The organism is Kothea flammea, assembly GCF_052161645.1.
Classification (GTDB): domain Bacteria; phylum Planctomycetota; class Planctomycetia; order Pirellulales; family Pirellulaceae; genus Laterigemmans.
Map to the genome: position 1 here is coordinate 4919013 of NZ_CP197414.1, position 16650 is coordinate 4935662.

Annotated in this window: 13 protein-coding genes; 5 read left to right on the forward strand and 8 right to left on the reverse strand. The window is 58.5% G+C overall.

The features are described 5' to 3' along the window. Positions 1 to 2: 2 nt before the first annotated feature. Both SH139x_RS18430 and SH139x_RS18435 read right to left on the reverse strand, forming a co-directional pair. Positions 3 to 1508 carry a DUF1501 domain-containing protein gene (locus tag SH139x_RS18430; RefSeq protein ID WP_488351237.1) on the reverse strand — a complete coding sequence of 502 codons (1506 nt, stop codon included), beginning with the start codon at positions 1506 to 1508 and terminating at the stop codon, positions 3 to 5. Between the two features lie 4 nt (positions 1509 to 1512). Further along, positions 1513 to 4854 carry a PSD1 and planctomycete cytochrome C domain-containing protein gene (locus SH139x_RS18435; protein ID WP_488351238.1) on the reverse strand — a complete coding sequence of 1114 codons (3342 nt, stop codon included), beginning with the start codon at positions 4852 to 4854 and terminating at the stop codon, positions 1513 to 1515. A gap of 292 nt (positions 4855 to 5146) precedes the next feature. On the opposite strand from SH139x_RS18435, the gene SH139x_RS18440 reads away from it, so the two are divergent. Beyond that, entirely contained in the window at positions 5147 to 6778 is a 1632-nt protein-coding gene (locus tag SH139x_RS18440) for a calcineurin-like phosphoesterase C-terminal domain-containing protein (RefSeq protein ID WP_488351239.1), read from the forward strand. A 20-nt stretch (positions 6779 to 6798) separates the two neighbouring features. Here the strand turns inward: SH139x_RS18440 and SH139x_RS18445 are convergent, their stop codons facing one another. Genes SH139x_RS18445 through SH139x_RS18455 form a run of 3 tightly spaced genes read right to left on the reverse strand, consistent with a single transcriptional unit; the run spans position 6799 to position 10290 of the window. Then, the gene (locus SH139x_RS18445; protein WP_488351240.1) at positions 6799 to 8589 is read right to left on the reverse strand and encodes a BCCT family transporter; all 1791 of its coding nucleotides are present in this window, start codon (positions 8587 to 8589) and stop codon (positions 6799 to 6801) included. A 4-nt stretch (positions 8590 to 8593) separates the two neighbouring features. Then, entirely contained in the window at positions 8594 to 9430 is an 837-nt protein-coding gene (locus tag SH139x_RS18450) for a methyltransferase domain-containing protein (protein WP_488351241.1), read from the reverse strand. After that, the gene (locus SH139x_RS18455; protein ID WP_488351242.1) at positions 9427 to 10290 is read right to left on the reverse strand and encodes a glycine/sarcosine N-methyltransferase; all 864 of its coding nucleotides are present in this window, start codon (positions 10288 to 10290) and stop codon (positions 9427 to 9429) included. The genes SH139x_RS18450 and SH139x_RS18455 overlap by 4 nt, the downstream gene beginning before the upstream one ends. A 181-nt stretch (positions 10291 to 10471) precedes the next feature. On the opposite strand from SH139x_RS18455, the gene SH139x_RS18460 reads away from it, so the two are divergent. Continuing rightward, positions 10472 to 11017 (forward strand): MarR family winged helix-turn-helix transcriptional regulator, encoded by a 546-nt coding sequence (locus SH139x_RS18460; protein ID WP_488351243.1) that lies wholly within the window; start codon positions 10472 to 10474, stop codon positions 11015 to 11017. Positions 11018 to 11030: 13 nt separating this feature from the next. Here the strand turns inward: SH139x_RS18460 and SH139x_RS18465 are convergent, their stop codons facing one another. Beyond that, positions 11031 to 11411: a TraR/DksA C4-type zinc finger protein gene (locus SH139x_RS18465; protein WP_488351244.1), complete on the reverse strand. Its 381-nt coding sequence runs from the start codon at positions 11409 to 11411 to the stop codon at positions 11031 to 11033. A gap of 447 nt (positions 11412 to 11858) precedes the next feature. Beyond that, positions 11859 to 13532, reverse strand: a complete 1674-nt coding sequence (locus SH139x_RS18470; protein ID WP_488351245.1) for a glutamate ligase domain-containing protein — start codon at positions 13530 to 13532, stop codon at positions 11859 to 11861. A gap of 264 nt (positions 13533 to 13796) precedes the next feature. On the opposite strand from SH139x_RS18470, the gene SH139x_RS18475 reads away from it, so the two are divergent. After that, positions 13797 to 14504, forward strand: coding sequence for a PTS sugar transporter subunit IIA (locus tag SH139x_RS18475; protein ID WP_488351246.1), 708 nt, complete (start codon positions 13797 to 13799; stop codon positions 14502 to 14504). Beyond that, entirely contained in the window at positions 14501 to 15337 is an 837-nt protein-coding gene (locus tag SH139x_RS18480; RefSeq protein WP_488351247.1) for a hypothetical protein, read from the forward strand. Before SH139x_RS18475 ends, SH139x_RS18480 begins: the two co-directional genes overlap by 4 nt. 341 nt (positions 15338 to 15678) lie before the next feature. On the opposite strand, the gene SH139x_RS18485 is transcribed toward SH139x_RS18480, so the two are convergent. After that, positions 15679 to 15909, reverse strand: a complete 231-nt coding sequence (locus SH139x_RS18485) for a hypothetical protein (protein WP_488351248.1) — start codon at positions 15907 to 15909, stop codon at positions 15679 to 15681. Between the two features lie 55 nt (positions 15910 to 15964). Here SH139x_RS18485 and SH139x_RS18490 point away from each other — a divergent pair, with 55 nt between their 5' ends. Then, complete coding sequence (locus tag SH139x_RS18490) at positions 15965 to 16615, forward strand: Uma2 family endonuclease (protein WP_488351249.1); 651 nt, start codon at positions 15965 to 15967, stop codon at positions 16613 to 16615. Positions 16616 to 16650: the final 35 nt, after the last annotated feature.

Consider the following 16650-nt stretch of genomic DNA (forward strand, 5'->3'; position numbering starts at 1 on the left):
AACTAAGCTAAAATCCCGCGAACCAATTTCCCGTGCACATCGGTCAAGCGGAAATAGCGTCCCTGAAAGCGGTAAGTCAGCCGCTCGTGGTCGATGCCCAGCAAGTGCAGAATCGTGGCTTGCAGGTCATGCACGTGCACCTTCTGTTCGGTCGCGTTGAAACCGAGTTCGTCGGAAGCACCGTAGCTGATTCCCGGCCGAATGCCCCCTCCCGCCATCCAAACCGTGAACGCGTAGGGGTGATGATCGCGGCCCCAGCGTGGGCGATTTTCCATTTCCCCTTGGATAAACGGGGTGCGACCAAATTCACCTCCCCAGATCACCAAGGTGTCATCGAGCAATCCCCGCATCGCCAAGTCTTTCACCAAGGCCGCGCTCGGCTGGTCCGTGTCGCGACATTGCGTGTACAGCTCAGTGGTCAAGCTGTTGTGCTGGTCCCAACCGGCGTGCATACACTGAATGAATCGCACGCCCCGCTCGGCCAGTCGCCGAGCCATCAAGCAATTGTGTGCGAACGTTCCCGGCTCGCGAACTTGCGGTCCATACATCTCCAGCACATGCTCGGGCTCGTCCGAAATGTCAGTCAACTCGGGCACCGAGGTTTGCATCCGATAAGCCATTTCGTACTGGGCGATCCGCGTTTGGATTTCGGGATCACCCGCCTGTTGCAGCTTGATCCCGTTGAGTTCCGCGAGGTCGTCGAGCATCCCGCGCCGCAGCTCACGCGACATCCCGGCTGGATTGCCCAGGTACAGCACCGGGTCGCCGCTGCCGCGCAATTTGACGCCTTGGTGACGCGTCGGCAAAAAGCCGGAGCCCCAATAGAAATCGTAGAAGATTTGCCCACACGAGGTTCCTTTGCTGACCGAAGTCATGGCGACAAAGCCGGGCAGCTCGTCGTTCTCAGAACCGAGCCCATAATTCAGCCAAGCGCCCATCGTTGGTCGGCCGGGAATTTCGGCTCCGCTCAGCAAAAAAGAGATCGCCGGGGCGTGATTGACCGCATCGGTGTGCAAGCTTTTAACAAAGCACAATTGGTCGGCAATCTTGGCCGTGTGGGGCAGCAATTCGCTAACCCATGCTCCGCTCTCACCGTGTTGATGAAACGGCTCGATGGGTTGCAGCAATAATTTGCCCGATGCGTTCCCCGTCATTGTGCTGAATCGTTTGCCCCCCAAAAACGATTCAGGCACCGGGCTGCCATGCCGTTTGCTTAATTCCGGTTTGTAATCAAACAAATCGACGTGCGTGGGGGCCCCATTTTGAAACAGGTAGATCACGCGTTTGGCGCGGGGCGGAAAATGTGGCAACGTCTCGCCCGCAGCGGCTGCGGTTGCCCGCTCCGGCTGCAGTAAATTTGCCAATGCGGCGACACCCAAGCTGTTGCCGATGCCGGTTCCCACGCGACCAAAGAAATGTCGCCGATTGATCCCCAGTTGATGCTCGCGGAGCGGCCCGGGGGCCGCGTCGTCGAGTATCTGCCAACTGTCTCCGTCCGCACGATGCATGGCTCTATTCCCGCGTCAGTGTTTCGTCAAGGTTCAGAATATTCAGGCAGACCGCAGTCAGCGCCGCTAGTTCCACTTGAGGGCACTCTGCGGGCGGTCGCTGTTGACCGTGTGCCAAGAACGCAGCGGCAGCCTCCGGATCGGCTCGATATGCGTCCACCGCTCGCAACCAGCTGCTCCGCAGCAGTTTCAATTCGGCCTCCGTGGGCGGTCGACACAACGCTTGCCTGAAGACCCACTCCAGCTGAGCTGGCGGCGGGTTGGCGAGATGCTTGTCAGTGATTTGTGCGTCAGTAATTTGTGCATCAGTGCTGGCCAGTTCAGGAATGTTGCCCAGTTCGGTAAAAGCCCGGCAAGCCAGCGCGCGGGCCGCTTCCACGTAGGTCACGTCGTTGAGCGTCGTCAAGGCGTGCAGCGGCGTGTTGGTTCGCAGCGGTTTGACTTCGCAAACTTGACGTTTAGCAGCATCAAAAAACATCGTGGGGCCGACGATCCGTCGCCAAAACGTGTAAATGCTGCGACGGTATAAATCGGTTCCGTTGCCGACGTGATATCGCTTCTTGCCAAACGTTGCCTCCGCCCACACCCCGGCCGGTTGATAGGGATACACGGGTTCGCCGCCCAGCTGGGGATTTAGCAATCCGGAGATCGCCAGCGCTTGATCGCGCAACATCCAAGCGGGCAGGCGGTAACGGGCCCCGCGAGCCAAATATCGGTTTTCAGGATCCTGTTCGAAGTCGTCCAGATGTAGGATTGCCGAACTGCGGCGATAAGTTTGACTGGTAAGAATCGTGCGGAGCAAATGTTTGACATCCCAGCCCGAGGCGATGAATTCCGCAGCCAGCCAGTCCAGCAGATCGCCGTGCAGCGGATATTCGCCCTGCACACCAAAATCCTCCGCAGTTTTTACGAGCCCGACTCCGTACAGCATCTGCCAAAAGCGATTCACGGCCACGCGGGCGGTCAGCGGGTTTTGCGGGGAAACCAACCAGCGGGCCAGAGCCAAGCGATCGGGCGTGGCGTCGGCGGGCAATTCGGGAAGGTTTGCTGGCACGCCAGCTGTCACCTCCTCGCCCGGTTGGTTGTACAGTCCTCGCTGCAGCACGTACGTCGGACGCGTTTCGGCTTGATCAGCCATCACCATCACGCGGGGAATTTGGCGGCGAACGTTGGCCAAGGTTTGCTCAATGTCCGCTTGTTGTTTGCTCAGTTCGCCCAGTTCCGCATCACTGCCGGTGAACGCAGCGGTGACGATCGATTGCTGCTCGGCAGTGCGTTGCTCGGCTGCGATTCGCAAAATATCAGTCAACTGCTGCTCCGCCGCGGGCAGACTGGCAGCGGGGTCAGTGGAGCTGGCCAGCTGGAAGTGCCCCAGGTTGTGACTGGCATGTTTCGAATCGTGTCGCAGCGTGATTTGCAATTGGCCGCCAGCGGGTAACGACAGCGGCTGGGCGAAGCGAAACAGCCCCTGCTGGTCCCGACTGGCTGGCCGGCCTTCATAAACCGCCCAGCCGGTTTGCGAGTTGCCATCAAAGGCTTTGGCAATCGTCAAGTCCCCCTGCTCGAAACTCGCCTCGCCACCGGCCAGCGGTTGCTTTTGCCAGTCCGCTTGCGAGTTCTCACGCCAACGGACTTCTAATTCGGTGAGCACGAAGTTGCCGCTGTTGGATCGTGCAAAACCACCCGCTGTCATGTCGGGATGGCGGACAGCGGTCAGCAGCAAAGCGGTCAGCGGTCGCCCAGCTTCCACCCCCACGCCGGCATCACCAACAGCAGCAGTCAAGGGAGGTGTGGTTAAGACATAAGTGTCGTTGGTTGGGGTTTCGCCGAGTGCCAAAATATTACCCGCCGGGGTCACGCTCAAGGTCTGGCCCTGCTGGCTGAGCAGGCTGTCGAAAGTTAACGTTTGCCAGCTAGGGGCGGACGCGGTAGCGGCCAACTGTTCGGCTTCCCAAGCCGCTTGCTGCGCTATTAACTGCTGGCGGCGGTCGGCGATTGCGGTGGCTAATTCCCGTTGGCGATTTTCCAGCTGGTCGATTTGCGCTTGCTGGGCAGCGGAGGGTACCGCCAAGACTGGCGGCGTTTGTGGATTGCCCCCCGCTCCGTTGACCGGGGTTTGATTGAAGAAGGCGGTAAAGCGATAGTAGTCTTGCTGGCTCAGCGGATCGAACTTGTGGTCGTGGCAGCGACAGCAATTCAGCGTCAGACCGAGCCAAGCGGTGCCGACGGTTTCGGTCATGTCCATCACGTAATCGACACGATTCTCCTCGGCGATCCGACCACCTTCGCCGTTGATCATGTGATTGCGATTAAATCCAGTGGCCAAAACTTTTTCGTCGTTGGTGTCGGGCAAGAGGTCGCCGGCGAGTTGCCAAACCGTAAATTCGTCAAATGGCTGGTTGCGGTTAAAGGCGTCGACGGCCCAGTCACGCCAAGGCCACATCGTCCGCTCGCTGTCTCCCTGGTAGCCGTTGGTATCGGCATAGCGAGCCACTTCCAGCCACTGCCAAGCCATCCGCTCGCCGTAACCGGGCGCAGCCAGCACACGGTCGACGAGACGGTCCCAGGCTCCCGGTTGCTGGTCGGCCAGGAACCCATCGACTTGCTCCTCGCTGGGAGGCAAACCAGTGAGGTCGAGATAGAGCCGGCGGATCAAGGTGCGGCGATCGGCTGGCGGGTTGGGGGTCAGCCCAGCTTGCTCAATCACCGGTGAGACCAAGCGATCGATCGGGTGTTGCGAGGGGACGCTTTCCGCTGGGCTTTCCTGAAGGGCCGGTCGTTCAGGTCTGCGGATCGGTTCGAAAGCCCAGTGCTGGCCCCACTCGGCACCCGACTCCACCCACCGCCTTAACGTCTCAATTTGCGTTGGCGAAAGTTGTCGGCCCAATTCGGCGGGTGGCATCCGCAGGTCGGCGTCGTCGCTGGCCACGCGAGTGATCAATTCGCTGGCCTCGGCATCTCCAGCAAGCACCACCGGATAGCCACCGCGCGAGCGTTTAACATCCTCTTCATCATCCAATCGGAGATCGCCTTGGCGACCCTCATTGGCATCCGGTCCGTGGCATTGGTAACAGAAATCGGACAGGATCGGCAGCACATCGCGGGCGTAGGAAATCGGCCGTTCCGGCTCAGCTGCGGGCAAACATCCCCCATGCCAAGCAAGCAACCAGCAGGCAAGCAACCAACAGGCAAGATCGCCAGCTAACCCACGCTTCCATGGCAGCGGGTGGGAGAGTCGAGCTCGGTGGGACTGCTTCAGAAAGGGCAGCCTGTAGGTGGGTGCAGCTGTCATTTGATAAACAAATTGAGTTGGCTGATTGAGTTGGCCGGTGGTGGGGACTTTCATTATAGCCGGACCGCTCGCCACTTGTTTAAGCAACCGGTCTGAGCCGACGGCTCTCAAACGGATACTCTGCGTGAAGATTCTGCATGCTTTGAACCGGATCGTTTTCACGGGGGTATCGCAGTCCCAAAGTGCTGGGGAAATTGAGCTGGGAGGGCAGGTCGCGGGCGATTTATGAAAGTGCGGCGAATTTGTCAGAGGCTGGGCTGTGCCGCCAGTTCGTTCGATTACGATTTGATGCTGGTGGTCGTTTCGGCCAAACAGATTGTTTTTAGTCAACTTGCAGAGGGATTTGATGAACAGCAGGATTAGCTCCATCCGGACGATGATTTGGCGACATTGCCTGGTCGGGTGCATCGCCGCCAGCCTGGCGGTTGCCGGGCATGCCCAACCGGCAGACGATGCCAGCCCGCAAACCGCAACCGGCGTGGTCTTTAACGACGCCAATGGCAATGGTGTTCGCGATGCTGATGAAGTGGGTATTCCTGAAATCAAAGTCAGCAATGGTCGTGAGATCGTGAAAACGGATCAGCAGGGACGGTATCAGTTGCCAATCTCTGATGATTGCATTTTGTTCGTGATTAAACCACGCAACTGGATGACGCCGCTGAACGAAGACAATCTTCCTCAGTTTTACTATATCCATAAGCCGGCTGGTTCACCGGCCAATTTCCGCTACGCCGGTGTCGAACCAACGGGGCCGCTCCCTGAATCGGTTGATTTCGCGCTCTCCCGTCGCGAGGAGCCCGAAACATTCAAAGCACTTTTGTTTGGTGATACGCAACCGCGTAACGTCGAAGAGGTGGAGTACATGGCTCATGATGTGATTGAGCAAGTGATTGCCGAGGATGCACATGGAGCGTCCTTCGGAGTCACGCTCGGTGATATCGTGTTTGACGATTTGTCGGTAATGACCCCGCACAACCAGGCGATCGCGCTGATCGGCATTCCCTGGTATAACGTGTTGGGCAATCATGATATGAATTTTGATGCTCCCAACGATGAACTAAGTGATGAGACTTTCGAGCGTCACTATGGTCCCAATTATTATTCATTCGACCATGGACCGACTCACTTTTTGGTCCTCGATGATGTCACTTGGGTGGCAGCAAAAAATGGCGAGCGGGCACATTATCACGGCGGTTTCGGAGAACGCCAACTGGAGTTCATTCGCAATGACTTGGCCATGATCCCGCCTGATCAATTGGTGGTGTTGATGATGCATATTCCGCTGACCGGCGTTGATGATCGCCATGGATTATACCGCCTGATCGAACAACGCCCGGCGACCGTTTCCATCTCGGCCCACACGCATTACATGGAGCATCGCTTGATTGGCGACGAAGATGGTTGGCAAGGTGCCGAGCCACACCATCACATTATCAATGTCACGGTTTGTGGCAGCTGGTGGCGCGGACAACCTGATGAGCGGGGCATCCCCCACGCCACGATGAGCGATGGCGGGGCTAATGGGTATTCGATTATGCAGTTTGATGGCAACAAGTACTCGCTTGAGTATCGCGCCGCCGGACGCCCCGCCGATTTCCAAATGCGGATCTATGCCCCGGAAGCGACCGCCCCGGCGGAATTGGTTAAGACCGTGGTGATGGCAAACGTGTTTAACGCCATGCCCCACACCCAGTGCATGATGCGAGTCGGTGAAGGTGCATGGAAGCCAATGGAGCAAGTCACCACGCAAGATCCCGGGTTCGTGGCTGCCAAAGCTGCCGAAGCCAGCTTGGAAGGTCGCCAATGGCGTGATCTGCCCGGCGCTCATCAAACACCGCACATGTATCGCGCGATGTTACCAGCCTCACTCCCGGCGGGGACGCATCGGATCGAAATCAAAGCGGTCTGGCAAGATGGCAAGGAAGTGGTCGACCACCGGGTCATGCGCGTCGAAGCTCCAGCCGCCACGGAAGAATAGCCAACGGCTGGTTTCAATAGTCAGCGACCGGTTTCATGGGTGGCGAGCGATCTAAGCAGCCCCCAGCAGGCCAGCAAAAGAATGATGGTCAACGGTAGGGCGGCGGTGATTGCCGCCGCCTGAAGGGCTTGCAAGCCCCCGGCCAGCAACAAACTGGCCGCCACGATGCCTTCGGTGATTGCCCAAAATAACCGCGTTCCCACCGGGGGATCGGGGTTCCCGCCCGAAGCAATCATATCGATCACCATCGAAGCGGAGTCCGAGGAGGTGACGAAAAACAGGATGATGCACAGCGTGGCTATGCCCACGGCGATCAGCGTCAGTGCTTGCGAAGCAAACAGGCCTTCCATTAGGGCGAACAAAACGGTGGGGAGTTGGGCGATCTGTTCTTCCCCCGTATCGTTGACAATCATCGGAGCATCTAAATACTCGACCGCCGTTAACGGCATGTCTTCGGAACGGATATCACCGGCCGCATTCTGCACCGGCTCGCCCGCTTGATTGATCATTGCCACGTGATAGCTGGGTAGCTCGGCGGCCGGATCATAATCGGCCTCATTGGCGACTCGCTCTAGGTGGTCCGTGTGTTGGCGCAGCGTGGTGGCACCAAAAGCGGTCAACCAAGCGATACCGACGGCCGTCGGGACCAGCAACACACCGGTCACGAATTCGCGAATGCTGCGGCCCCGTGAAACTCTCGCGATAAACATGCCCACGAAAGGTGACCAAGAGATCCACCAAGCCCAATAGAAGACGGTCCAGGAATTTAGCCAGGCCCGACCATCAGATGAGAAGGAACCGGTGCGGAAGCTGCTGAAGGGCAGAATTTGCAAGTAGGCACCGGTGTTTTCCACCACCGCCCCCAGAAAAGCGACTAAGCCACCGCCGCCGATTGCCAGCACCATCAAGCTGCCCGCCAAAAAAATGTTGATCTCACTCAGCCGCCGAATGCCAGTCCCTAACCCCAGCACCACCGAAACAGTCGCCACGGCCGTGATCGCGGCAATCAAGCCGACTTGAATCCGCGGATTGATCGGCCATTCAAACAGATAAGCGAATCCGGCGTTCACTTGTTGCGCACCAATACCTAGCGAAGTGGCGACTCCGGTCAGCGTGGCTACGATCGTCAGGGTATCAACGACGTCCCCCAGCCGCCCCCACACTCGATCGCCAAAAATCGGGTACAGCAATGAGCGAAATCCAAGCGGCAGGCCGCGGCGAAAGCCAAAATAGGCAAGCGCCAACCCGACGAAGGCATACAACGCCCAGGGGTGAAAGCCCCAGTGAAAAATCGTCACCGCCATCGCTAGCCGTGACGAGTCCAGTCCATCGGCAAATCCCGGAGGCGTCGTATTGTAGTGATAGACCGGCTCAGCCACACTCCAGAAAACCAGCCCAATTCCCATGCCGGCGCTAAATAGCATTGAAAACCAGGAGAGCCGGCTGAATTCCGGCTCGTCGGCGTCGGTGCCCAGTTTGACGTGACCATAACGGCCCAATCCCAACCAGCAGGTGAGTCCCAGAAAGCCAGTCATCGCCGTTACGTACAGCCAACCAAAGCGATCTCCAATTCCCGCCTTGATTGCTTCGAAGACACTTTCCAGTTCATCGCTGGGGAACAGGAACACCGAAAACACCAACGCCAGCACGATTACCGCTCCGGCGGGAAATACCACCGGATGCATCTCGAAATGCGGCCCAAAGGAAAGCCGCGGCAAGCTGGGAGACGCTTCCGCCTTAGCGGCAACGCCTCCGTTTGACTCGGCGGGCGCGGTGGGATCTTCCGTGGAATCCGGGGAGGCAGAGGACATTCGGTCAACACTTTTCGAACAAGAAAATACCCCAGCTGAGATGACCCGCTTGGCCACCATCGATCCAATGCTTCAGCCCCTGTTGCATCCGCTGCAGGTACTCAGCGGAAATCTTGCCGACTAACTTCGGGCCTTCGCTTTCCATCGTTTCCAGCACCCGCCGGTAATGGTTAACCAATTGCTCGGTGTGACAAGCGAAACCGTGATCGCGCCATCCCAATTCGCTGGCTACCCCTTGATAAAACTTGGGGCAACCAAGATCGGGCAAGTGAATGCGAGCGAGGATCGGCGCCAGCACGCCGGCGGGAAACTCGTCGGCACTCATCGGGTCAGTGAAAATAAACCGGCCGCTTGGTTTGAGCACGCGGTGGACTTCGCTGAGCACTCGTCGCCGATCGCCCGAGTGCAGCATCGCGTCCTGAGACCAGACGACGTCGACCGACTGATCCTCCATGGGAATGTCCTCAAATCGACCATCCACCACATCGATCCGGTCGCTCACGCCAGCCTGCTGATTCAATAATCGGTTGCGTTGATTTTCTGCTTCCGACAGGTTCAGGCAGGTCACATGACAGCCAAACTGTTCGACCATCCGCCGAGCTGCTCCGCCGTATCCCGAACCAATGTCGAGCACTCGAGTCGCCGGCGATACCTGCCCCAACCGCTCGATCATGCGATCGACCGTGCGACGACTGGCCGTGCGAATCGGTTCGTCCGCCGACTCGTAGAAACCTACGTGAATGTCCTCGCCACCCCAAACTTCCCAATAAAAATTGTCCGCGTCGGGGCTGTTGTAATACTGGCGGGCTGTCTCGGTTGCCGCGTCGTATGTCGCGCTCATTCTTCGCCCTCCTCAAGCCAAGCTTCTTCGTTTGCCAAAGAGTCATAGCACTTCTGGGCCACGTGAATAAAGAAGTCTGGTTCCGATTCGCGATACGTTTCTTGGAAATCGCCAAAAGTGTCGATCTGCTGGAATCCGACTTCGCGGAGCAGACGGCGGGTGTATCGCTTCCTCAGCGGGAACATGTTGAGGTGGTAACGGGAACCGTCTGGGAACGAGTAGCAGAACCGCGCCAGCCCTTCGTCCATGTGCTCCGGTTCGGCCGAGACTTTTTCGCCGCAGTAGTAGAACTTATGCTTTGAATCGAAACCATGATCGAGGATCGAATCGTAGTTCCGCTGGTCGAGAATCAGCACGCCGTCATGAACTAATGCGGCGTAGAATTCGGCCAACGCTTTGCGGCGATCTCGTTCGCTGAACAGGTGAGTGAACGAGTTCCCCAAGCAAATTACCGCATCAAAGCGACCATGCACGTCACGATTGAGCCACCGCCAATCGGCCTGGATGGTCCTCAATACATGTCCTCGTTTACGACCGTTTTCGAAGGCTCGGGAGAGCATGTAGGGACTGCCGTCGGCGCTGACCACATCAAATCCGGCCTCAATCAGCCGCATTGAGTGGAATCCGGTGCCGGCAGCCACGTCAAGGATCCGTTTGACACCCCGCGCCCGCAAATTCTCGATGAAGAACGAGCCTTCCGCATCGGCACGCTGCTGCCAGTCAATTAGGTCGTCCCACTTTTCCACAAAACCTCGGACGTACTCGTCTGTATACTGGTCGGTGTCGCGCACCGCTGTGGGGTCGTCACCGTAGTCTTGCGGTTGATACTCCAGCAATGATTTTTTTTGACCGGGATCCACGGTTATCCATCTCCAGGAAAGTCTCGAAATAAGCGAGCGATTGCCAAGGCAATTGCTTTGAACTCAAAGTAGTTTAGCCGAAATGGCCGCAGATAACATGGGGTGCGATTCTGGTGTAGACTGTGGGCTGGTTTCCGGCCCCCTAAGCTGGCCTCTGGCCCCCTCGATTGAAGTGCGCGCAGTGCTTACCGAAGAAGATCAGATCGTTGCCGCCATTCGGCAAATCATTCGCGCCGTCGACTTGCATTCCCGGCGTCTAGTGGAGGGGCACGGTCTGACCGGTCCGCAGTTGGTGGTGCTGCAAGAAATCGCCCGCCAGGGGCCGCTTGCGACCAGCAATTTGGCGAGGGCCGTACATCTCAGCCAAGCCACTGTGACGGGTATCGTGCAGCGACTGGAGCGGCGGGAGTTGGTTGAACGGGCGCCCAGTTCGTCGGATCGCCGCTCGGTTGCCCTGACCGTCACGGTCGCCGGGCAGGAATTATTGCGTGTCTCGCCTTCGCTGCTGCAAGATCGTTTTCGCGATTCTTTGTCAAAGTTGCAGCAGTGGGAACGGTTGCAAATTCTGGCCACTCTGCAACGCGTCGCCGGGCTGATGGATGCCGGAGACCTGGACGCCGCACCGCACTTGATCCCCGGCGAATTCGCGGCTCCGCCAGCAGAGCAGCCGCTTCAATCGTCCGAGAAAAAAACGCTGGAACTCAGTGACAACGGGGGAATTCAGTGACGCGTAGTCAGTGTTAAGTGCGTCCGCAGCCGCTGCATCGCCGCACGTACCCAGCTAGACCGCCGCCACCGCGGCGTACAGTTTGAACCAGGTCGCCGCAGTGCGGGCAAAATTCTCGTTCCGCCTGGCTTTCGCCATTGACGGCGGCTTGCGCACAGCGGGTGCAGTGCCGCGTATCGGGCAAAACCTCGAGTCGTTCGGGGTGAATCGACTGCTGGCATTCCTCGCAGCGGCGGCCTTCGCCCCACAGTTCCGGGTCTTCTTCAAGTTCCCCGAAGGCGTCGCTAAGCTCTGGCGACGATGAACCGGGCCGGCCGCAGCTGGGGCAGCAAAGTTGGTCGAGCGCAAATCGCCAACGCTCGCCGCAGTCGGGACAGTCAACAAACAGGTTCATTCTCGCGTTGCCCCGGTGGGCTGGTGCGCCCGAGTAGTTCTTGGCCCGAGTAGTTCTTGCGACGAGGTGGCACCAAAAAAACAGCAGGCCCGCCCGGCGAGGGAGCCGAAAGCGGACCTGCTGCAATTGAATCCTAACACCGAAGCCGCTGGGTTAACAACGACTTCGGTGTCAGAAAAGGACTATATCGCAGAGCCTCAGCACGGACGATTGACCCAGTAACCGTCAGCACTTGAGTTGTTTGCTCTAACCTTGGAGGAAGGTTGACACCTGGTTCCCGCGATCCATGTGCCTACGATAACGTCCCTGGAAAACTCGGTAAGTTTTAGAAATGTTGGTCACGGACCTGCCGCCAAGTGCTCCGTTGCGGGGGGAATTAGCAGCTTGCCAGACCACGTGTCAACGCGAAAAAATGTAAATTCCGCAATCGCTTCACGTGGGGGGAGCTTACGACTTTAAGGCGGGGTGCGGGAGGATCACCGGCAGCCCGGCGGCGCGTTGTTGGCCGCGTTGTTGGCCGCGTTGTTGGCCGGAATGTTTGCCGCTGGAGTGAGTTGCCTGCTGGGCCGGTTGCGGCTTCTCCGCCCGGGCTTGCAATAACTCGCGGATCATTTCTTCTTCGCACGCCAAAGCGGCGCGTTCCAAGGCGGGCGCATCGCTGCACCAGCCACCGGCGACGACGATCGTATCGGCGGGGCCAGCTTGTTCGATCGCCCAAGCAATCGCGGCGGCTCGGTTGGCGATCAGCCGCGGTTTTCCCGGCTGCTTGACTCCGTCGAGCCAATCGTGCGCAGCTGACAAAAAACCGGCTTTAGTGGGGCAAGCGGAGGTTACGATGGTTCGATCCGCATATTTTTCCGCGACAGCCCCGGTGGCTGCCAAATCGACGCTATCGGCCCCTTCGCCGACAGCCGCCACAACCCACAACCGCCCCGCTCCGCGTTCCCGCCGCAAGCCCCGCAGCAGACCGCGTAGACGTTGCGGGTTGCCGCAGGAGTCCAGCATCACGGCGGGCGTTGGCCAGCCACCAATCCGCTGCAGCCGGCCAGGTATGTGCCGAACTTTTGCCAAAGCGGCAATCGATTCGTGCAGTGGCGATTGCATCAGCATCCCCACGGCAATCGCCGCCAATTGGTTGCCTGCCATCAGCGGGCCAGTCAACACGGTTTCCATCGTCGCGGTGACATCGCCGGTGGTGACCATCAGCGTTGTTTCGCCAGGTTGCTGGTCGAAAATCTTTGCCGATACGTTGGCTTCGCCACGCAGCCCGTAAGTTAACAGCGGCACGCCGGCGCGATCCGCGGCAGCCATCGCAGCACAGCTGTCGGCGTTGACAATCGCGACGCCCCCTTCTCGTAATTGCTCCAACGCCAGGTCCAATCCGCAAGCCACCCCCGCATCCTCGGGCGTCTGCTTGCCGCCCGTCAAAATCAGCACATCAAGGGCTAAGTTACGAAACCCGCCGGAGTGCAGATAATCATCGGATAACTCTAGCACGACCGCAGCCGAGCCGGCGTCACGCGCGTCGGCCAGAAACTCGCTGGTTTGCAGCACGCCCAATTGTCGCGAGTCGGCGGCCGATTGGATGACCCCGTCGCAACTACCCAAATCGGTATCGTAAGCGGTTCGCTGCCCCAAGCCGCGGAGCATCGCGGCGGTCAACAGAGCGGTGGTCGTTTTTCCGCCAGCACCCACAACGCCAACAATCAACAAATCCTCAGCAGGATTTCCATGCAGAGCATCCGCCAACTTGGCCGCGGCTCGATCGGCATTGCTGACCACGCACTGGGGAAGTGGCACGGGAAGAATTTCCTCAGTCAACAAGCCGGTGGCACCGCGGGCCAAAGCTTGGCAGGCCGCTTCTAACGGATCGTCGCAGTCAGACAGCAAGGCCAGAATTGTGCCCGGTTGGCATTCGCTCGGCGAACTGACCAAGACATCACCACAGACATCCAGACCGCCGAAAAAGCGAGCTTGGGGCAAAAGCTCTCGCAAGGAAAAATGTCCGTTGCCGTCGCTTGCAGCGGGCTCAGCTGGCGAGGACTGTCCGCCGCTGCCACTTAATTCGGCGGGATGCTTGTGCTCTTGTGAGCGACGCTGAGGTAAATCGCGACCTTCCATCCTGGGCCTCCATGCCTATGGTGGGATGCTATCATGCTAAAATCAGCAGCTTCCGAGCGGTCCTTGCCCTTCCGTCTTGCCGACGTACGCTGATTGTCAGCATCCGCTCGATTTGGTCAACCCGGATCGCCGGCGATTCGATAGCAATCGAGTGGCCGAGCGGTTGTTGCCGCGGCCGTCGAAGTGGCTGGCCCGCAGATTGCCCCAGTTTATGAAACTCGGGAACGAGAGCTTTTTTTACCCGCCCCTTGAGGAAGTAGACAGTTGGAAGACTTTGACCTTGGACAGTTGGCCGCCTATCTGCACCTGACCCCCGATCAGGTCATGAAAATGGTCAAACAAAACCGCATTCCGGCGCGGCGAGTCAGTGGACAGTGGCGTTTCGCTGAGGCCGAGGTGCATCACTGGCTGGAGGAGCGCATTGGCGTGGCAGACGAAGCTCAGCTCGATCGCGTGGAAGCGGTGCTGGATCGTTCCGCCGGCAGTGAGCACGCGCCCAAAGTGGCCGATTTGTTGGCTGTGGAAGCGATTGCGATCCCCCTGCAAGCTCGCACTCGGGGCTCGGTCATTCGCAATATGTGCGAACTGGCCACGCGGAGCGGTCTGATGTGGGACGCTCCGGCAATGGTCGAAGCGGTCAAGGCGCGGGAAGAATTGCATCCCACCGCCCTCGACAATGGCGTGGCGTTAATGCACCCCCGGCGTCCACAAACTTCAATTCTAGCTGACTCCGTGATCGCGCTTGGTGTTTGCCCAACCCCCATCGCGTTTTCCGATGCTGGCCAATTAACCGATGTTTTTTTTCTGATCTGCTCTTACGATGATCGCACCCATCTGCGAATACTTGCCCGGCTGAGTCGTTTGATTACCGCAGACGATGTGGTCGACCAGTTGCGAACGGCCGAGTCGCCCACCGCAGCCTGGGAGATCGTGCGTCAAGCCGAAGTTGAAGCTTACGAAGACCCCACATGATATCGGTCCCCCAGCAGTCTTGCAGGCAAGATCCCAGCAGCCGCAGGCAAGACCCCAGCAGCCACAGGCAGGGTCCCGGCACCCTGGTCTGGATTGGCACCACTCAGCAGTCCCCGTGGTCAGCCGCGTTTCGCTACTGCGTCGAACACGCCGCGCAGATCGCTCCCAGACGCTCCATCGACGATTTGCTCAACCGGCCCGCCGCCGCCGTCAACCGCATCGTGATTGTCAAACCAAGTCGCTTGCCAGCCCCGTCGCAGCTTGAGCAATTACAGCTGCTGGCGCCCCAAGCCGAGCGTTGGACTTTGACCAGCGCTCAATCCGAGGGCGAGTCGCGAACGGGTAAGCCCTGGCCCGGTTTTCAAAATCTCTATTGGCACCGCTGGAACCAGGTGCTGCCCAGCTGGTTTTTCGACAATGTGTCTAGCTCAATCGGTGAGCCGGCAAAAAAACAATTGACCATCGGCGTGCTCTCGGCCAATCGCCAAGCGACCGGCGGCTTGGTCGACTTTCTGACCGCCGCCGGTCACAGCGTGGCCCAGGCGACTAAGCCGCAGCTGCTACAAATCGGCAATCTCGACACGGTTCTTTGGGATGATACAGCGGCCCCTCCGGCGAGCCGCAGTGATTGGCGGAAGCGACTGCAAATCGTCCAGCCGATGATGGCAAAACGCGACGGTTTTCCTGCGGCCGCTCGCCATTTATGGTGCGTCGGCTTTCCGCGTCCGGACGATGTCCTCTCGGCCAAGAGTGGCGGCGTCGACGATGTGTTTAGCAAGCCCTATGCTCCGGCCGCCATCGGGCGCGCCTGCCTGGCTGGTTGCTTAAGGTGAAATCTGCCCCCGTCTTTCCGGTTTAAGGTCAGTTTAACCGACTGTTTAGCCGAATCAGAATTTACTCGGAAAAGCGTAGAATCCAAACTTTGGTCTTGACTTTGCTCCATTATGTGACAGATTTTACCTTAGGGCCTTGCGTAAGGGCCTTAAAACACCCTTTTGATGGATGGAATAGGCCTTCGGCCATGAACAACAACTGTACGGACCTGATCCAATCGGTTCACGGTGTCTCGCTTCCGATCGCTGACTTTTGCCAATGCCAAGCTGAGCAGGAGCAGGAGCGGTCGGAATTACCCGTCAGCGCGGAGCCCAAGCGCAGCTTGCCCGCCTCGCAGTCCTTAGTGGCAGCCACTCGGCAAACGCCCGCTGGAGACTCGGCTACTTCGCAACCGCCCGTGTTGACTATCTCTCCGCCGCGGCTTGTCTAATTTCCCGCTGGCACGCCCCGCCGGCTTGCCGTTGCCCTCTTTGAGACAACGGTCTTTTCCATCAGGCCGAACCCCAGCACTCTCGCTGGGGTGATTGAGGAAATCAAAACGGTATCCCCCTTGGGTTTGGCCAAGCTTCATGGAAGTTTGCTAAGCTGGTGCAATCGTTCAGCACTCTTCGGCCGAGGTGACAACCATGACGCTTTTGATTCGCGATCCCGTTCTGGAATACGAACTGATTGAAAAACGCAAAGCGATTGGTGCGGATCGGTACGATGAGGTTTGGGATGGAGTCTACGTCATGTCGCCGCTGGCCAATAACGAACATCAAGACTTCGTTACGGAACTCGCGGCAGTTTTCCGGATCGCGGTCGACTGGAAAGGACTCGGAAAAACTCTCGCCGGCGCCAACGTGAGCGATCGGCGCGACGGATGGAAGCAAAACTATCGAGTTCCTGATGTCTTGGTGTTTCTCAGTGATTGCCAAGCAATCGACTGTGGAACGCACTGGTTCGGTGGACCCGATTTGGCGATCGAAGTCGTCAGTGAAGGCGACCAGAGCTTGGAGAAGCTGGATTTCTACGCCAAGGTCAACACGGCAATGGTGCTGGTCATTGATCGCAACCCGATGCAATTGACGCTTTACCGCAACAGCGACAGCGGCAAGATGCAACCGCAGGCAATCAGCAACCGCGAGAATCCCAGCATGATTTCGTTGGGAAGCATTCCCGTCTCGATGGGGCTGGTAGCAGATACCGGAGACACGATTCAAATGCGCAGCGACGATGGGACACTTCAGCGGGACATTTGCGCCAGTAACGGGCCGGCCTCTGAGATGGCAGAGTAACGACATCTCTCCCGCAGTCCCCAGCAGCGGACCGC